This window comes from Stenotrophomonas sp. PUT21 (genome assembly GCF_052232875.1).
GTDB classification, from domain to species: domain Bacteria; phylum Pseudomonadota; class Gammaproteobacteria; order Xanthomonadales; family Xanthomonadaceae; genus Stenotrophomonas; species Stenotrophomonas maltophilia_N.
In genome coordinates this window covers 898,306-916,154 of sequence record NZ_CP197645.1, presented here as the reverse complement: position 1 = coordinate 916,154, position 17,849 = coordinate 898,306, and the positions used below count along the sequence as shown (strand labels likewise).

Below are 17,849 nucleotides of genomic sequence, written 5' to 3'. Positions count from 1 at the left end.
CCCGCGCACGATCGGAAAGCCTACCATGCGCGCTCTCAATGAGCACAGCTGGCGTCATGGACGTGGCCGTGGTTCAGCCGCAGATTCACCAGATGGGCCACACCCACCAGCACGCCACCCAGGGTCATCACCACCGCATGCGGCACCGCCGAGTGGTGCAGCGGGCCGTACAGCAGCCCGGCCCACAACGCGGTCAGGCCCGGGATCAGGAAGCCCAGCGCGCGCAGCGCGCCATGGCGGCGCCAGCCCCAGACCAGGCTGAACAGGCCCAGCAGGGTGACGAAGCTGACCAGCGCCAGCTCTACCCCGTCACTCATCCAGACCGACAGGCCCAGCGACGGCGCAGCCGCCAGCAGCACCGGGAGCACAGCGCAGTGCACGGCGCACAGCAGCGAGCCGGTGGCACCGAAACGATCCAGCAGATGGCGAACACGAGCGAACAGGGGCATGACTTCCAGCAGGGTCGGCGAAGCGTTATGGAATAATATAACATCAATCCCGGCGCGCACCCTGCCTCCCCCTGACTTGCCCTTCCCCGTCCCGTTACGGGATTCGCGCGCCTCACCATTGATATATTGTAACAATTGACCGAAGGCCCTTGCCCTATGCGCTCCAGCTCCCTCCTGCTCAAACCCCACGCCCTGTCCCTGGCCCTTGCCGCGGCGATGCTGCCCTCGCTGGCGCTGGCCGCCGATGACGCCAGCAGCCACCGCGACCGCCATCTGACCGAGCTGTCCACCGTGAAGGTCACCGCCTCACCCCTGCAGGGCGATGCCGAATCGCTGGCCCGTCCGGTCGACGTGCTGGCCGGTGAGCGCCTGGACGAGCAGAAGGCCGGCACCCTCGGCGACACCGTGGCCAAGCTGCCCGGCGTGCAGAGCACGTTCTTCGGCCCCGGCGTCGGCCGCCCGATCATCCGCGGCCAGGAAGGCCCACGCGTGGCGGTGCTGTCCAACGGCATGGGCAACATGGATGCCTCCACCGTGAGCGCCGACCATGCCACCAGCATCGAGCCGTTCCTGGCCGATCAGATCGAGGTCCTGAAGGGCCCTGCCACCCTGCTGTTCGGCAGCGGCGCGATCGGCGGCGCGGTCAACGTGGTCGACGGCCGCATCGCCCGCGAATTGCCGGACCGTCCGCTCAGCGGCCGCGCCGAACTGCGTGGCAACTCGGTCAACGACGAGCGCAGCGGGATGTTCCGGCTGGACGGTGTCAGCGGCAACGTCGTGCTCCATGTCGATGGCCTGGTCCGCAACGGCGATGACTACCGCATTCCCGGCTACGCCGTGGTCGACGGCCTGGAAGACCACAGCGGCCACGATCATGAGGATGGCGACACCGACGAGCCGCGCCGCGGCCGGTTGGACAACAGCTCGGTCCGCACCCGCGCCGGCGGCGTCGGTGCCACCTGGCTCGGCGACGGGGGTTACTTCGGCGTGTCCGCCAGCACCTACCGCACCAACTACGGCATTCCCAACGGCGCACACGTGCATGCCGATGACGAGCATGGTCACGACCACGATCATGATCATGATCACGACCATGGCGACGAGGAAGAAGGCGACGAGCATGACGTCCGCATCGACATGGTGCAGAACCGCTTCGAAGCCAAGGGCGGCATCTACCAGCCGACCTCGTTCCTGAAGAACATCACCCTGCGCACCGCCTACACCGATTACGAGCACACCGAACTGGAAGCCGGCACGCCGGCCACCCGCTTCACCAACCGTGGCATCGAAGGCCGCCTGGAAGCCGTGCAGGAACAGATCGGCGGCTGGGACGGCGCCTTCGGCCTGCAGTTCGGCAACAGCGATTTCGGCGCCAAGGGTGAAGAAGCCTTCGTGCCGGATACCGGGACGAAGAACATCGGCCTGTTCGTGCTGCAGGAAAAGCAGTTCGGCCCGTTCAAGCTGGAACTCGGCGGCCGCCACGACCAGGTCAAGCTGGACCCGACCGGTGATTACCGCGCCCGCACGTTCGACGCCACCAACCTCTCCGCGGCCGGCATCTGGACGCTCAACGACGCCGTCGACCTGCGCTTCGGGATCGACAGTTCCGAGCGCGCCCCGACCAACGAAGAGCTCTACGCCGCGGGTGCGCACATCGCCACCCGTTCGCTGGAAATCGGCGATGCCAACCTGAAGACCGAGCGCGGCCAGCGCGTCGAACTGGGCATCCACACCCACAGCGACCGCGTCGACTTCTCCGCCTCGATCTACCAGACGAAGTTCAAGGACTTCATCTACCTGGCCGACACCGGCGTGGTCGAATCGCTGCCGGTCCGCCTGTGGACCCAGCAGGACGCCACCTTCAAGGGGGCCGAAGCCGAAGCCCTGTTCCATCTCTTCGAAGGCAACGCCGGCGACTGGGACCTGCGCGTGTTCGGCGATTACGTGAAAGCCGAACTGGACGGCAGCAGCAGCCGCAGCGTCGACATTGCCGTCCCGCACGGTGATCACAACCACAACTACACCGTGGATCTGGCCAACACCGGTTACCTGCCGCGGATCGCCCCGGCCCGCGTCGGCGCCGACCTGCGCTGGTCCAGGGACGGCTGGCGCGCCTCGGTCGGTGCGGTGCGCTACAGCAGCCAGAAGGATGTGGCCCAGAACGAGGAACCGAGCAACGGCTACACCTTGGTCGACGCGCATCTGGCGTACCGCTGGGACCGTACCGACAGCAACAGCTACGAAGTCTTCCTGGACGGCAGCAACCTGACCAACCGTGACGTCCGCCCGCATACCTCGCTGCTGCGCGACTACTCGCCGCTGCCGGGCCGCGGCGTGGCGTTCGGCATCCGCGCTTACTTCTGATCGTTTGATTGGGTAGCAATGTGACCCGAGGGGGCCGAAAGGCCCCCTTTTTTTCGCTTGACGAACTACGTGCATATGCACTTATCATCTCGCCATCCCACCCCGGCGTACCCCCGTGGACCCGCTGACCCAGAGCCCCTGCACCTGCTTCCGCCTGCGCCGCGCCGCCCGTCGGCTCTCGCAGATCTATGACGCCCACCTCGCCCCCGCCGGGCTCAGCCTCAATGCCTACTCCATCCTGCGCCGCGCCCCCGAACCGCGGCAGCTCGGCGAGCTCGCCGAGGCCCTCGGCATGGACCGCACCACCCTCACCCGCAACCTCAAGCCGCTGCTCACTGCCGGCTGGCTTGAACAACGTCGCGGCAGTGATGCCCGGCAACGCCTGATCGTCATCACCGCTGCCGGCAAGGCGTGCCTGCGCCGCGCGCGGCCTCTGTGGCAACGCGCGCAGAGCGAGGTGGAAACCACCTTCGGACCTACGCCCACCGCCCGCCTCAATGCCCTGCTCGATCAACTCGACCACGCCCTGCCTGCCGGAGCCGACGCATGAGCACGCCCACCCCCATGCCCCGTGCGCCCACAATGCACTGGGGCTTGCTGGTCGCCGCCTCCGCGATCCTCATGGTCACCATGGGCGTGCGCCAGACCTCCGGCCTGTATGTCGATCCCATCCACCGCGGTACCGGCGTCAGCATCGTCGAGATCAGCTTCGCGCTGGCCATCGGCCAGTTCGTCTGGGGCGCGGTGCAACCGGTGTTCGGGGCCGTCGCCGATCAGCGCGGCGCATTGCCCGTGCTCATCTTCGGCGCCCTGCTGCTGGCCGCCGGGCTGCTGCTCGCCCCGCTGCTGACCAGTCCGCTGGGGATGACCTTCACCCTCGGTCTGCTGATGGCCGCCGGTGCCGGTGCGGGCAGCTTCTCGGTCCTGATCGGCGCCACTGCCCACCGCCTGCCGGCCGAGAAGCGATCGTTCGCCGCCGGTCTCATCAACGCCGGCGGTTCGCTGGGTCAGTTCGTGTTCGCGCCGCTGGTCCAATGGATCATCGGCACCGCCGGCTGGGCGCGCGCCATGATCACCATGGCCGTCATCACCCTGCTCTCGCTGCCACTGGCCTGGCCGCTTCGGCGTCGCGCCGGGGACCACGCACACGGTACCGGCGCAACCGACGACGGGGGCCTGGGCGCACAACTGCGTATCGCCGCCCGCGACCGCAGCTACTGGTACCTGCACCTGGGCTTCTTCACCTGCGGCCTGCACATCGCTTTCCTGGTCACCCACCTGCCCGGCGAGATCGCCCTGTGCGGCCTCTCGCCCACCGTCGCCTCCTCGTCCATCGCCCTGATCGGCCTGTTCAACGTCGCCGGCAGCCTGATCGTCGGCGCACTCGGCCAGCGCTACCGCATGAAGTACCTGCTGTTCTGGATGTACGCCAGCCGCGCCGTGATGATCGGCGTCTATCTCGTCTCGCCGCCGACCCCACTGACCTTCTACCTCTTCTCCGCCGCGCTCGGTTTCACCTGGCTGGCAACCGTCCCGCCCACCGCCGGCCTGGTCGGCAAGCTGTTCGGCCCGCGCTACCTCGGCACGCTGTTCGGTCTGACCCTGCTCTCGCACCAGCTCGGTGGCTTCTTCGGGGCGTGGCTCGGCGGCCTGGCCCTGGCGCACACCGGCAACTACCTATGGATGTGGTACGCCGACATGGGCCTGGCCGTGCTCGCGGCACTGATCAACCTGCCGATCCGCGAAGCCAGGATGGGGGGCTGTCACGGCGTGGCCGCGCCGCGCTGAGCTCACCTGCCCTCGACATTGCCCAGCGCGCGCCAACCGGGGCGCGTTGAAAGCGACGCAGGCCCTTTCCCGCCGGACAGTTCTGTCCGATGATGCGCGCATGCCTACCCAACGTGCCGACGCGGCCGCCCGCCGCGCCCAGATCCTCGACGCTGCCGATGCCGTCTTCGGTCAGCATGGCGTGACCGCCCCGCTGGACCTGGTGGTCGAGCGCGCCCAGGTTGGCCGCGCCACGCTGTACCGCAACTTCCCCGACCGCACCGCACTGGTCGAGGCACTGCTCCAGCGCACGGTCAACCGCATCGCGCGGCAGGTGCAGACCCTCGGCGACCGGGACGACGCACTGTTCGAGGTGCTCGAAGGCATGGCCAACCGCATCGTCCAATCGCCGGCGCTCTCCGATTACTGGCGCGCGGTCGATCCCGATCAGATCCCGATCCGCGCCGCCCGCGAAACGATCTTCGAACTGCTGCGCGAGCCGATCGCCCGCGCGATCGCCGCCGGCCTGTGCCGCCCCGATCTGGAAACGACGGACATTTCACTCATCTCAGGCATGCTGGGAGCCGCGCTGCGTGGCAAGACGCGTGACGAACGCGCCCGGCTGGCCACGCGCGCCCTGCAATTGCTGCGTGGCGGATTGCGGGGGCCTGCCGACGGGGAGGGATGATGCCGCAGTACCTCAAGCCGGTTCCGGACTGGGAGGAGCACGAAAAACCGACCCTGCCGGGCTCGGCTTCGATGCCGTGGCATCCGCCGCACCGCCGCCTCGCCTACGCCCTGGTCGCGCTGCTGGTCGGCATCACCGGCGGCCTGGGCAATGCCCTGGTCAGCGCCAACCTGCCGTTCCTGCAGGGCCAGCTCGGGCTCACTCCGGCGCAGGGCAGCTGGCTGGTGGCCGCCTATGCGATGGTCAACGTCACCGCCAACCTGCTGGCCTTCAAGTTCCGCCAGCAATACGGCATCCGCCTGTTCGCCGAGATCGGGCTGGGCCTGTATGCCGCGCTGGCGGTGCTGCATCTGTTCGTCGGTACCTTCGAAACGACGGTGCTGATGCGCGCGGCCAGCGGCTTCGCCGGTGCCGCCTGCAGCACCTTGGGCACGCTGTACATGCTGCAGTCGCTGCCGCGCAAATACACTGGCAACCTGCTGGTGATCGGCGTGGGCATTTCCCAACTTGCGGTACCGATCGCCTGGCTGGTCTCGCCGGGCCTGGTCGACACCGGGCAGTGGCACAACCTGTATCTGTTCGAGGCCGGGCTGGCCCTGTGCGCGTTCGCTGCCGTGGTGGTGCTCAAGCTGCCACCCGGTGCGCAGATCAAGGCATTCGAACCGCTCGACTTCCTGACCTTCGCCCTGCTTGCGCCCGCCGTTGGCCTGCTGGTGGTCGTGCTGGCCCAGGGCTATACGCGCTGGTGGCTGGACACCCCGTGGCTGGGCTGGGCACTGGTCGCCTCGATCGCGCTGTCCACCACCGCGTTCATCATCGAACACTACCGCCGCAACCCACTGCTGCAGACGCGGTGGTTGGCCAGCCTGCCGGTGATCCACTTCATCATCGGCGCGTTCCTGATCCGCTTCCTGACCACCGAGCAGTCCTATGGTGTGGTCGGCCTGATGCGCACGCTCGGCATGGGCCCGGATCAGATGCGGCCGTTGTTCGCGGTGATCCTGGCCGGCGTGGTCACCGGCATCGCCGCCAGCTCGTTGACCTTCGGGCCGAAGCGGCTGATCCCGCAGCTGCTGATGGCGATCCTGCTGCTCGGCAGCGCGGCCCTGCTCGACCAGAGCCGCACCAGCCAGGACCGCCCGCACGACTTCTTTGCCAGCCAGTTCCTGGCCTCGGTCGGCGCCGGCATGTTCATGGGGCCGCTGATCATGCTCGGCATCACCCAGGCCCTGAAACAGGGCGTGGACCACATGATCACCTTCCTGGTCACCCTTTCCATCACCCAGACCCTGGGCGGCCTGGCCGGCTCGGCCGTACTGGGCACCTATCAGCTGCACCGCGAACAGGTGTACTCCGGTGCGCTGGTCAGCCAGTTGGATCCAGCCGACAACGTGGTTGCCCAGCGCTTGAAGCAGCAACAGCAGCTCTACGCCAGGCTGATCACCGACCCGGTGCAGCGCAGCGCGCAGGGCACCGCGCAGCTGGCGCAGATCACCCGCCGCGAAGCCAACGTGCGCGCGTTCAATGATGTGTTCGCACTCAGCGGCCGCGTCGCGCTGGTCTTCCTTGGCTGGTTGCTGCTGCTGGCGGTCCGTACCGCCGTGCTCAAGCAATGGCGCAAACGCCACGCGCCGACACCTCCCCTTTCCGCGCCGACGCCTGGCAGCGTCGCGCCCCGATGAGCCCGCCCATGTCGACCCAACCCCCACACGACGACACTGCCCCGGAAAACGTCAACCCGCCGCCGCCAACCGACGCCGCGCCCGCCCCTGCGCCGCCGCCCGCAGCCGCGCCCTCGGGCGTGCCCAAGTACCTCAAGCCGAGCCTGCGCAGCGTGATCATCATGATCGTGATCGCGCTGATCGGCATCGCGCTGATCCTGCGCGCGTGGTCGCTGTGGCCGTTCGAAACCTCGCGGGTCACGACCGACAACGCCTACGTCCGCGGTCAGATCACGGTGCTCGCGCCACAGGTCAACGGCTATGTCACCGAGGTACTGGTCAAGGACTTCCAGCACGTCAAGCAAGGCGAGCCACTGCTGCGCATCGACGACCGCATCTACCGCGAGAAAGTCGTCCAGGCCGAAGCCGACCTGGACAGCGCCAAGGCCGCGCTGGCCAACTCCGATCAATCGCAGGCGCAGAACCGCGCGCAGATCCAGGCCGCGCAGGCCAACCTCTCCGCCGGCCAGGCCGAGCTTTCGCGCTCGCGCACCGAACTCAAGCGCTACGAAGAACTTGCCGCCCAGCAACTGGTCGCCCTCAACGACCGCGACAAGTTCCGCACCACCACCCAGTCCGCGCAGGCCAGCGTGCTGCAGTCGCAGGCGCAGATCCGCATCGCCGAAGAAACCCTGACCTCCACCCAGGTCGCCCGCAAAGGCCTGGAAGCCCGCGTCGAAACCGCCCAGGCCCAGCTGGCGCTGGCGAAGATCGACCTGGCCAACACCGTGATCCAGGCGCCACGCGACGGCCAGGTCAGCGAAGCCTCGGTGCGCCTGGGCCAGTACGTCACCGCCGGTTCGCAGCTGCTGTTCCTGGTACCCGACGCACTGTGGGTGGTCGCCAACTTCAAGGAAGGCCAGACCTGGAAGATGCGCATCGGCCAACCGGCCACCTTCTCCGTGGACGCCTTCGACGGCGAGAAACTGCACGGCCACATCGAACAGATCGCCCCGGCCACCGGCTCCGAATTCAGCGTCCTGCGCCCGGACAACGCCAGCGGCAACTTCACCAAGGTCGTCCAGCGCCTGCCGATCCGCATCGCCATCGACCCCGACCAACCGCTGGCCCCGCGCCTGCGCCCCGGCATGTCGGTGATCGTCAAGGTGGATACCGCCGCCGAAGGACGCGAGCCTACCGGTGCGAAGCCGTAACGCGCCCGCGCGCAGAACGCCAACGCCTTTCCCCACCCCAGTCCGAAACCGTCGGAAGCGAGTCGGGCAGCCTGCAGCGGGACCGTTGGAGCGGCATGGATGCCGCTCACGAGCCCCCAAGGATGGGTTTACGGCGCGTCCTGCTCCAGGCTGCCCGGCTCGCTTCCGCAAATGGGAACAGAGTGGCCGCTTTACACCTGCTCTGGCGCAGAAACGAAAAAAGCCGCGCAGGGGCGCGGCTTTTCATCATCAACAGCGTACCGACCAACGGTCGGTACCTACCGGCGGATGCAGCACCCCATGTCGGTACCTACCAGCGGATGCCGCACCCCCGATCGGTACCTGCCCTACCCCGCACACCGCGCGCACAGCCCATGCACTTCCAGCGTCTGCGCCTGCGGCTGGAACCCCAGCTCCTTCGCCCGCTTCTCCAACTGGCTGACAATCTCCTTGTCCTCCAACTCCACCGCACTGTGGCAGCTGTTGCAGATCAGGAACGGCACCGAATGCTGCGCACTGCTCGGATGGTGGCAGGCCACGAATGCATTCACCGATTCCAGCTTGTGCACGAAGCCATTGGCCATCAGGAAATCCAGCGCGCGGTAGACCGTCGGCGGGGCGTCGGCACCGACGCCCTTGCCATTGCGCACCCACTCCAGCAACTCATACGCCTTGACCGGCTTGCCGGCCTCGGCGATCAGGCGCAGCACGTTCGCGCGGATCGGCGTCAGCCGCAGCCCGCGTTCCGAGCACACGCGTTCGACCACCTTCACGAAGTCGGAGGCGTCGTGAACGTGATGGTGCGGAGCGGTACAAGCGGTTTTAGCGGACATGCGCGGTCTCCTGTGGTCAGGCCGTCGGGACTTTAGTGAGTGCGACCTCGATGCGTTTCAAGGCCTCTTCACGCCCGGCCAGGAAGACCGTCTGCGAAATGTCCGGGCTCACCTGGGTGCCGGTGATGGCCACGCGCAGCGGCTGCGCCACCTTGCCCATGCCGATCTCCAGCGCCGCGGCGACGTCATGCAGTGCCGCCGAAACGCTCTCCACCGTCCACTCGCCGGCTGCGCCCAACAGTTCGCGGGCCTTGCCCAACGCCAGTTCCGCGCCCGGCTTGAAGTGCTTGGCCACTGCCGCTTCGTCGTACTCGGTCAGCGGCTGGTACCAGACCACCGCCTTCTCGGCCATTTCCTTCAGCGTCTGCACGCGGTCGCGCAGCGCCACGACCACGTCCGCCGGGGCCGGACCGGCGTTCAGATCCAGGCCGAGCTTGTTCAGCTGGTAGACCAGGTGCGGGGCGATATCGGCCGGCGCTTCAGTCTTCAGAAAGTGCTGGTTGACCCAGCCCAGCTTGGCCATGTCCAGGCGCGCAGCCTTGGAGTTGCAGTTGGTCACGTCGAACAGGTCGATCAGCTCCTGGCGGCTGAACAGCTCCTGGTCGCCATGCGACCAGCCCAGGCGGGCCAGGTAGCTGAGCAGTGCATCGGGCAGGTAGCCGGCGTCCTTGTACTGCATCACGTCGGCCGCGCCGGTGCGCTTGGATAGCTTGGCGCCCTGCTCGTCTAGGATCATCGGCATGTGGCCGAACTTCGGCACGGGGGCGCCGATGCCCTCGTACAGATTGATCTGGCGCGGGGTGTTGTTGATATGGTCGTCGCCGCGGATGACCTCGCTGATGCGCATGTCCCAATCGTCCACTACCACGGCGAAGTTGTAGGTGGGGAACCCGTCCGGACGGAAGATGACCATGTCGTCCAGTTCGCTGTTGGCGATCTCGATGCGGCCCTTGATCAGGTCGTCGAACACGACCGTGCCCTCCAGCGGATTCTTGAAGCGGATCACGCGGTTCGGGTCATCCTTGTACGGCAGGCCCAGATCGCGCGCGGCGCCGTTGTAACGCGGCTTTTCCTGCTTGGCCATGGCGGCCTCGCGCATCGCGTCCAGTTCTTCCTTGGTCTCGTAGGCGTAGTACGCCTTGCCCTGCGCGACCAGCTGCTCGGCCACTTCCTGGTAACGGGCCACGCGCTGGGTCTGGTAGATCGGGCCTTCGTCATAGCCCAGGCCCAGCCACTCCATCGCCTCCAGGATCGCGTCGATCGCGCCCTGGGTGCTGCGCTCGCGGTCGGTATCTTCGATGCGCAGCACGAACTCGCCACCACGGTGACGGGCCTCCAGCCAGCAGTACAGCGCTGTGCGGGCGCCACCAATGTGCAGGTAGCCGGTGGGACTGGGGGCAAAACGGGTGCGGCAGGTCATGGAGGGCTCAGGGCGGGAAACGGAATCCCGGCAATTTTACCCCGCCCCGGCCGCAAACCGGGCACTCCTTGCCCGGTCGGGCGCGGGCCGCCCGTTCCAGGCGGCCCACGCGGTGGCACTCAGGGGGTCAGCAACGGCTTGCGCGGCAGCTTTTCATCGCGCATCGCCGCGTTGTAGACGAACGAGGCCACGATCGCGGCGGCCTGTTTCAGGTCTTCCGGCTCGGCGTGATCCCAGGTGTCCAGGTTGCTGTGGTGGACGTTGGTGAAGTAATCCAGCCGGTCCTGGATGAACTGGAACCCGGGCAGGCCGACGCGGTCGAACGCGATATGGTCGGTGCTGCCGGTATTGCGGGTGGCCACGGTGGTTGCGCCCACGTCATGGAACGGCGCCAGCCAGGCTTCGAAGATCGGCACCGCGGCCAGGTTTTCCTGCGCATAGATGCCGCGGAACCGGCCCGAGCCGTTGTCCATGTTGAAGTACGCCGAGAACTTGTCGTAATCGCGCTGGCGCTGCAGGGCACCGGTCGGCTCACGCATCGAGGCCGGCAGCTTGAGCTGCGCCGGATCGGTCGGCTCAGGGTAACGCGCGAAGTGCTTGGACACATAGTCCTGCGAACCGATCAGGCCCTGCTCCTCGCCACTCCACAGCGCCACGCGGATGGTGCGCTTGGGCTTGGCACCCACCGCCTTGAGGATGCGCATGGCTTCCATCATCACCGCCACGCCGGCCGCGTTGTCGGCCGCACCGGTGCCGGTGTGCCAGGAATCCATGTGCGCGCCGAGCATCACGATCTCATCGGCCTTGCCACTGCCGCGGATCTCGGCCAGCGTGTTGTAGCCGGGCTGGTCCTGCGTATCGGTGAAGCGGGCGTCGACATTCACGCGCAGCTTGACTGCCTGCTTCTGGTCGACCGCGCGCACCAGCTGGTTGTAGTGCTCGGCCATCATCGCCAGCTCGGGCACACCGACCGGTTCACCGGCCTTGCGCGAGCCACCGCCGCCGACACGGATGATGCCGTTGTCCCAGCCGCTGATGCTGATCGTGGCCAGCACGCCCTGCTCGGCAAAGAAGGCGTTGGTGGCGCGGGTCAGCTCCTGCTTTTCCAGGTATTCCTTGGCCTTCTTGGCACGGTCGGCCTTGGCATCGGCGACGTCCTTGGGCACCGCGAACACCTGCAGCTCGGCCAGGCCGGCGTCGTCGTGGCGGTGCGAATCGGACTTGGTGGCCCGCTCGTAATCGCGTGCATCGTTGAGCAGCAGGATCTTGCCGGCAAGCTTGCCCTTGTACTGGTCCAGGTCGGCCAGCTTCTTGATCTCGACCTTGATCACCTCGCCTTCCACGGGGCCGTTGGTGCCCGGGGTCCAGGCTTTGGGCAGCGCATACAGCGGCGCCACGCGCGGACTCAGCAGCTCCACGCTGGCGTTGCTGAACTCCCAGCCGCGGCCGAAGGCATCGAAGGCCTCGTCATGCACGTTGACCAGGCCCCACTCGTTGAACTTGCTGCGGGTCCAGCTATTGGCTTCGCCCATCGCAGGCGAATTGGTCAGGCGCGGACCGATCTGCTCGGTCAGATGGCTGAAGGTCGCCATCACCTGCGACCGGTGGAAGGCTTCCTGGCGGATGCGGCTGACCATGTCCAGGTCCACCGTTTCCTTCGTCTGTGCATCGGCGACGCCGCTCAGTGCCAATGCCACGCTCAACATGCCCCACTTGAACACGATTACCCCCGCCTCTCGGCCAGACCACGAACAATCCCCGAGTCTATCGAGCACGGGCCCGGTGCCCCCGGGCCAAGAGTCATGGTCAGTCCATCCAGCCGTACCAGAGCTGGCCGCGGGTGGGCAGCACCAGCAACCAGCGGCTGCGGTCCACCGAGGCGCTGGCGTAGACCGTCGCATGCACCGGCCAGTCACCCGGCAGCCCGCGGATGCCGATCTCGCGCAGGGCCTGCGCGCCTGCGCGCCACGGTCGGTAGGCCCCACACCACTCGGGCAGCGGCAGGCGCCCGCGCGCCTGCCGTGCCTGTTCCAGAAAGCGCAGCCCGTGCAGCGCGATCGCCTCGCGGGTGGCCGGGGCCAGCCCGAAGCGCACCAGCCCCGGCGCGCCCTCCGCGCCGGGCAGCGCCAGCAGCGGTGACGGCCACCCCGAGGCTTCGCCGCCCAGCAGCGAAGCCACCTCCAGCCGGGCAGGCAGCGCCCGGCGCACACGTTCCTGCAGACAGCGGCGCAAGCTCATCAGCGTTCCTCAGCTCAGGCGTGCGCCAAGTTCGTACCAGTCGACCCGGCGGGTCACCCACATCACCGCGGCCAGCACGGCGAACAGCAGCAGCGAGCCCATCAGCAGCGCGTTGTTCTCCGAGATCAGCAGCCCATACAGCGCGCCGTACAGGGCGCTGAGCATCACCGCAAAGCCCAGGCCGCGTTTCCAGCTCTTCAGTACACCGGCCAGGTACACGGTCTGGATGCCGATGCACGCCAGTGCCGAGAGCGCGTAGGCCTGCCAGAACGCGATGTGCTCGGAGAGGCTGAGCAGCAGCAGGAAGAAGATCGCCAGCGCCAGGCCGACCATCAGGTACTGCAGCGGGTGGATGCGCAGCTGCTTGATCAGTTCGAACAGGATGAAGCCGACGAAGGTCAGCAGGATGAAGAGAATGCCGTACTTGCTGGCACGATCGGCCTGGGTATACACATCGACCGGATTGACCAGCTCCACGCTCACGGCTTCAGCATCGATGTCCGGGCGGTTGCGCAACTGGTGCTGGGCACGCGAGGCCAGCGAGGACACCGCCCACTGTGCATCGAAGCCCTGTGCGTCGACCTTGCGCTCGTTGGGCAGGAAACTGCCACCGAACAGCGGATGTGGCCACGGCGAGCGCAGCGCGATGCGGCTGTCATCGCCCACCGGCACCACCGACAGCGACCGGGTGCCATCGAGCACCAGCTCCAGCTCGACCTTGCTGCCCTTGAGCACGCCGCCACGCTCATCTTCCAGGCCGGGCAGGCCGACGTGCAGGCCGGTGCCGATGCCGTTGACGCCACCGGCATCGGGCAACAGGCTCATGGCGTTTCCATCCACGCGCAGGTTGGGCGAGCCGACCAGGCCGCGCACGTCGGCGATGCCCACGGTCAGGAACGGCGCGCCATACACACGGCCGGCCTTGATCGGGTAATCGTCATCGGCGAACGTGGCGCTGACCGTGGCCTTCCAGCTGTAGACCGGCACGCGGAACAGGCCGACGCGGCGCTCGTCCGGCTGCATCACGCCGTCCACCTTCAGCGTGGCCGGCATCTGCAGCCACTGGCCCTGCTCGACCTGCTTTTCCTTTTTCTTGGTGCCGGCGGCATCCACCACCTCGACCTCGCGGGTCTCCGTCCATGGCACTACCCGGATCGGGCCGGTCAGGATCTGCGCGCCGGCACGGCTCTGCGCCACGCGCTGGTAAGCCTCGTCGCGGTAGGCCTCGCGCTCGCGGATCACGCCCTTGATCAGGCTCAGCGGAATCAGCAACAACAGGATCAGCCCGCCCACGATGGCGAACCGCAACAGCATCTTCAGGGATTTCATGACCCGTCCTCGGTTGGGAGGGGGCCAGCTTCCCGCGCGCCGGTGTGCGGGGTTTGTGCCGAGTTTGAAGTCTGTGTGAAGTGCGGAAGCGATCAGCGCCGCGGTGGTAAGGAGGGCAGCCGCGACGGCAGCCACAACACCGCCTGCGCGCCACCGTCATCGCGGTTGCGCAGGCTCACACGGCCGCCATGCAGGCGGGCCACTTCCTGCACGAACGACAGGCCCAGGCCGGAGCTGCGCTGGCCGGTGCCCGGCCGCGCAAGGGAATAGAAGCGCTCGAACACGCGGTCGAGCGCGTAGTCCGGCACGCCACTGCCGCGATCGGCCACGGTCAGTGCGATGCCCTCGCCTTCTGCGTGCGCACCGAGCGCGATGACCGTGCCGGCCGGTGAGAAGGCCACGGCATTTTCCAGCAGGTTGTTGAGCGCCTGCCGCAGCAGATAGCCATCGCCCTGCACGCTCTCGGCCTGCGCCTCCACATGGATTGCTACGCCCGCCGCCTGCGCACGTACTGCCACCGCATCTGCGGCCGCCTGCAGCAAGGGCGCCAGGGCAAGCCGCTCGTGTTTCTGCAGCCAGCCGTACTGCTCCACCTCGGCCAGCGCCAGCAGCTTGTCGATGGTCTCGGTGAGGCGCTGCGCCTGGCCTTCGATGCTGCGCGCGAAATGCGCGCGGTCGGCCTCCGGCAGCGGCTCCTGCAGCAGTTCAGCCGCGCCGCGGATCGCTGCCAGCGGACTCTTCATTTCATGCGTCAACGACTGCACGTACTGCTCGACGTAGGCCTTGCCTTCCAGCTTGCGGCGCATGGTTTCCAGCGCCTGGCCCAGATCGCCGATCTCATCGCGGCGCGGCTTCGGCGGCGGCACCGGTTCACCAGCGCTGACCGCCTTGGCATAGCGGTTGAGCCGGTTCACCCCGTGCATCAGCCACGCGGTCATCAGCAGGCCGATCAGCGCTGACAACCCGATCAGCCACGCGCCGCGCTTGATGATGGCGCGCTGGCTGGCCGCGATGAAGGGATCGATGCTGCGGTTGGGCTGGGCCAGGCTGAGCACGCCGATCAGGGTGCGCCCATCGGCGGGATCGAAGATCGGGGCGGCCACGTGCATCACCGAGTGGGTGTCATCACCGGGCGTTTCCGGGCTGGAGCGCGCCCCGTACTCGCCGCGCAGGGTGCGGTAGACGTCGTTCCAGCGCGAGTTGTCGCGGCCGACATCGCGGCCGGTCGAGTCGTACACCACGATGCCCTTGGCATCGGTGATGGTGACCTGGTAATCCAGCGTGCGCTTGGGAAAGCGCCACACCATCGCCTTGGGGTCGCGCCGCTGCGCACGCGCCAGGTCAGAGACAAAGCGGCCGTCGCGGATATGCCCGGCCTTGAGATCGGCCGCCGCCATTTCCGCCAGCACGTTGGCCGCGTCGACCAGGGTCGACTCCATCGCCTGGCGCACCCCCGGCTTCACTTCATTGACGAAGATGCGCATCACGAAGAACGCGGCGATGCCCACGATCAGGAAGAAGCCCAGGAACAGTTTCAGGCCCAGCCGCATGCCTATACCTCCAGTGCGTAGCCCAGCCCACGGTGGGTGCGGATCGGGTCGCTTTCGGCGCCAGCGGCGCGCAGTTTGGCGCGCAGGGTTTTGACGTGGGTATCGACCGTGCGGTCAGCGCTGTCGGCATCGCTGTCCCAGCCGCGGTCCATCAGCTGGGCGCGGCTGAGGATCGCGCCGGGGCGCTGCAGCAGAGCCGCCATCAGTGCGTATTCGTAGCGGGTCAGATCCAGTAGTTGGTCACCGAAGCGGATCCGGCTGCCCTCACGGTCGATCGCGAAGCGGCCATGCTGCTGCCAGCCCGACGCCCCGACGGGCGCGGCGGACCGGCGAAGGCGCGCCCGGACCCGTGCCACCAGTTCACGCGGCGAGAAGGGCTTGGCCATGTAGTCGTCCGCCCCCAGCTCCAGGCCCAACACGCGGTCGAACTCGTCATTGCGGGCGGTCAGGAAGATCACCGGCACCTCGCTGAAGGTGCGCAGCGTGCGGCAGACCTCGAAGCCGCTCATGTCCGGCAGGCCGACATCCAGCACCACCACGTCGAAGGCCTGCTGGCGCAGCCGGGTCAACGCCTGCCCGCCAAGCAGGCAATGCTCGGCGCCATAGCCTTCGCTGCGCAGCGCATAGAGAACGGTGTCGGCAATGGCGGTTTCGTCCTCGACCACCAGGACGTTGTGCAGGGGGTGGCTCATGCGCGCAGCATAGCCGCTGGGCCCGCCGCCCCGTACACTGCGCCGATGAATTACCGCCACGCCTTCCATGCCGGCAACCATGCCGATGTGCTCAAGCACATCGTGCAGCTTGCCCTGCTCGACACCTTCAAGCGCAAGGACAGCCCGTTCTTCGTGCTGGACACCCACGGCGGCGCTGGCCGCTACCTGCTGGCCAGCGAGGAAAGCCGCAAGACGCTGGAGGCCGAAGACGGCGTGATGCGCCTGATGGCCCAGCCGCAGCTGCCGGCCGTGGTCGAGCGCTATCTCAAGGCGGTCCAGGCCGACAACCCGGTCGGGGCGATGATCAGCTACCCCGGTTCGCCGCTGTTGACCGCCCAGACCCTGCGCGAGCAGGACCGCATGGCCGTCTGCGAAGTGCAGGATGCCGAGGCCGCCGCGCTGAAGGCGCTGTTCGCCCATGACAGCCGGGTGGCCGTGTATCACGCCGACGGCTATGCCCAGAACAAGAAGCTGCTGCCGCCCAAGGCCAACGGCGTGAAGATCGGCCGCGGGCTGGTCCTGATCGACCCGCCCTACGAGGGTCAGGACGCCGAATACCAGGCCATCCTGGCCTCGGTGACCGAGATCCTGGGCCGCTGGCCGCAGGCCAGCTTTGCGATCTGGTTCCCGATCAAACAGCGCCGGACCATCCTGCATTTCCTGCGCAAGGCCTGCGCCCTGCCGGTGAAATCGGTGCTGACCGCCGAACTGCTGATCCGCCCGGACGACTCCCCGCTGCGGCTCAACGGCAGCGGCATGCTGCTGCTCAACCCGCCGTGGCAGTTCGACCAGGTACTGGCTCCGGCCATGCCGGCGCTCAAGCAGCATCTGGGCGAGGCAGGCGCCTCGACCCGCCTGCAGTGGCTCAAGCAGGCCGAATGACCCCCTGAATCCCAGGCCGGCACCCGGCCTGGCCGGCGCCTCCCGTCCGGCACGGCGTGAGTGATCCGTTCACGGAACGCTGCCCCCGGGATGCGAGAATCCGAAGACCACCAAGGAATCACCGGTATGGCTACCCGTAACCGCATGCCGCCCTGGCACGAGATTTTCAAGGCACCTAGTGGCCACGAGCTGCTGATCCGCCCCATCCGGCCGGAAGACGGCCCGCCGCTGCATGCCGCGTTCAGTCTGTTCGGGCCCGAAGAGATCCGCGACCGCTTCCTGCAGTCGGTCACTGAACTGTCGCCGGAAACGACGCAGCGCCTGACCCATCCCAATCCCAAGAGCGAAATCACCCTGGTCGCGGCCGAGTCCCTGCCCGCCGGTGAAGCCGTGGTGGGTGCGGTGGCGCGCGCCTCGATCATCCCCGGCACCCGCGAAGCCGAGTACGCGATTCTGGTCAGCCGCTTCCTGGTCGGCCAGGGCCTGGGCCGGCAGCTGATGCGCAAACTGGTGAAGTGGGCGCGCGGCAAGTATCTGGATCGGCTGTACGGCGATGTCGCCGAAGAGAACGAACCGATGAAGCAGCTGGCCGCTTCGCTGGGCTTCCAGCCGATCCCGCACCCCAACGGCACCCCGGGCCTGGTGCGCATGGTGCTCGAACTGGACAGCTGATGGGACGCCGGGCACTGCCCGGCTGATCCGGATGACGCGGCCGCCACGTGGCGGTCTGCTAAAATCGAC

The 17,849-nt window shown here is 67.5% G+C and carries 16 protein-coding genes; 8 read left to right on the top strand and 8 right to left on the bottom strand.

Annotated elements, in window-relative coordinates:
* Nucleotides 1–35 precede the first annotated feature (35 nt).
* Nucleotides 36–449, bottom strand: a complete 414-nt coding sequence (locus tag ACTT2I_RS04285; protein WP_121041406.1) for a MerC domain-containing protein — start codon at nt 447–449, stop codon at nt 36–38.
* 156 nt (nt 450–605) lie between these two features.
* Between ACTT2I_RS04285 and ACTT2I_RS04280 the strand changes: the two genes are divergently transcribed.
* The 6 genes from ACTT2I_RS04280 to ACTT2I_RS04255 all read left to right on the top strand — a co-directional run bounded on the left by ACTT2I_RS04280 (nt 606) and on the right by ACTT2I_RS04255 (nt 8,143).
* Entirely contained in the window at nt 606–2,813 is a 2,208-nt protein-coding gene (locus ACTT2I_RS04280) for a TonB-dependent receptor (protein WP_421099727.1), read from the top strand.
* A gap of 115 nt (nt 2,814–2,928) precedes the next feature.
* A complete protein-coding gene (locus tag ACTT2I_RS04275) occupies nt 2,929–3,363 on the top strand; it encodes a MarR family winged helix-turn-helix transcriptional regulator (RefSeq protein WP_253247791.1) in 435 nt (144 codons plus the stop codon).
* On the top strand, nt 3,360–4,601 hold the full coding sequence (locus tag ACTT2I_RS04270) for an MFS transporter (RefSeq protein WP_421099728.1): 1,242 nt from the start codon (nt 3,360–3,362) through the stop codon (nt 4,599–4,601). Before ACTT2I_RS04275 ends, ACTT2I_RS04270 begins: the two co-directional genes overlap by 4 nt.
* A 100-nt stretch (nt 4,602–4,701) precedes the next feature.
* Entirely contained in the window at nt 4,702–5,268 is a 567-nt protein-coding gene (locus ACTT2I_RS04265; protein ID WP_088435138.1) for a TetR/AcrR family transcriptional regulator, read from the top strand.
* The gene (locus tag ACTT2I_RS04260) at nt 5,265–6,950 is read left to right on the top strand and encodes an MFS transporter (RefSeq protein WP_088435139.1); all 1,686 of its coding nucleotides are present in this window, start codon (nt 5,265–5,267) and stop codon (nt 6,948–6,950) included. The genes ACTT2I_RS04265 and ACTT2I_RS04260 overlap by 4 nt, the downstream gene beginning before the upstream one ends.
* 8 nt (nt 6,951–6,958) lie before the next feature.
* On the top strand, nt 6,959–8,143 hold the full coding sequence (locus tag ACTT2I_RS04255) for an HlyD family secretion protein (RefSeq protein ID WP_293981672.1): 1,185 nt from the start codon (nt 6,959–6,961) through the stop codon (nt 8,141–8,143).
* Between the two features lie 347 nt (nt 8,144–8,490).
* Here the strand turns inward: ACTT2I_RS04255 and ACTT2I_RS04250 are convergent, their stop codons facing one another.
* The 7 genes from ACTT2I_RS04250 to creB form a co-directional block, all read right to left on the bottom strand.
* The gene (locus ACTT2I_RS04250; protein ID WP_019184450.1) at nt 8,491–8,976 is read right to left on the bottom strand and encodes a Fur family transcriptional regulator; all 486 of its coding nucleotides are present in this window, start codon (nt 8,974–8,976) and stop codon (nt 8,491–8,493) included.
* A 16-nt stretch (nt 8,977–8,992) separates the two neighbouring features.
* Nucleotides 8,993–10,396: a glutamate--tRNA ligase gene (gene gltX, locus ACTT2I_RS04245; protein ID WP_088435141.1), complete on the bottom strand. Its 1,404-nt coding sequence runs from the start codon at nt 10,394–10,396 to the stop codon at nt 8,993–8,995.
* Between the two features lie 119 nt (nt 10,397–10,515).
* Nucleotides 10,516–12,102 (bottom strand): M28 family metallopeptidase, encoded by a 1,587-nt coding sequence (locus ACTT2I_RS04240; RefSeq protein WP_088435168.1) that lies wholly within the window; start codon nt 12,100–12,102, stop codon nt 10,516–10,518.
* 100 nt (nt 12,103–12,202) lie between these two features.
* Nucleotides 12,203–12,634: a hypothetical protein gene (locus ACTT2I_RS04235; RefSeq protein ID WP_421099729.1), complete on the bottom strand. Its 432-nt coding sequence runs from the start codon at nt 12,632–12,634 to the stop codon at nt 12,203–12,205.
* Between the two features lie 9 nt (nt 12,635–12,643).
* Entirely contained in the window at nt 12,644–13,963 is a 1,320-nt protein-coding gene (gene creD, locus ACTT2I_RS04230) for a cell envelope integrity protein CreD (protein WP_421099730.1), read from the bottom strand.
* A gap of 92 nt (nt 13,964–14,055) precedes the next feature.
* Nucleotides 14,056–15,513 (bottom strand): two-component system sensor histidine kinase CreC, encoded by a 1,458-nt coding sequence (gene creC / locus ACTT2I_RS04225; protein WP_421099731.1) that lies wholly within the window; start codon nt 15,511–15,513, stop codon nt 14,056–14,058.
* Nucleotides 15,514–15,515: 2 nt separating this feature from the next.
* Complete coding sequence (gene creB, locus ACTT2I_RS04220; RefSeq protein WP_421099732.1) at nt 15,516–16,205, bottom strand: two-component system response regulator CreB; 690 nt, start codon at nt 16,203–16,205, stop codon at nt 15,516–15,518.
* A 45-nt stretch (nt 16,206–16,250) separates the two neighbouring features.
* Between creB and ACTT2I_RS04215 the strand changes: the two genes are divergently transcribed.
* Both ACTT2I_RS04215 and ACTT2I_RS04210 read left to right on the top strand, forming a co-directional pair.
* Complete coding sequence (locus tag ACTT2I_RS04215; RefSeq protein ID WP_088435146.1) at nt 16,251–17,108, top strand: 23S rRNA (adenine(2030)-N(6))-methyltransferase RlmJ; 858 nt, start codon at nt 16,251–16,253, stop codon at nt 17,106–17,108.
* A 126-nt stretch (nt 17,109–17,234) separates the two neighbouring features.
* Complete coding sequence (locus ACTT2I_RS04210) at nt 17,235–17,780, top strand: GNAT family N-acetyltransferase (protein ID WP_019184458.1); 546 nt, start codon at nt 17,235–17,237, stop codon at nt 17,778–17,780.
* Nucleotides 17,781–17,849: the final 69 nt, after the last annotated feature.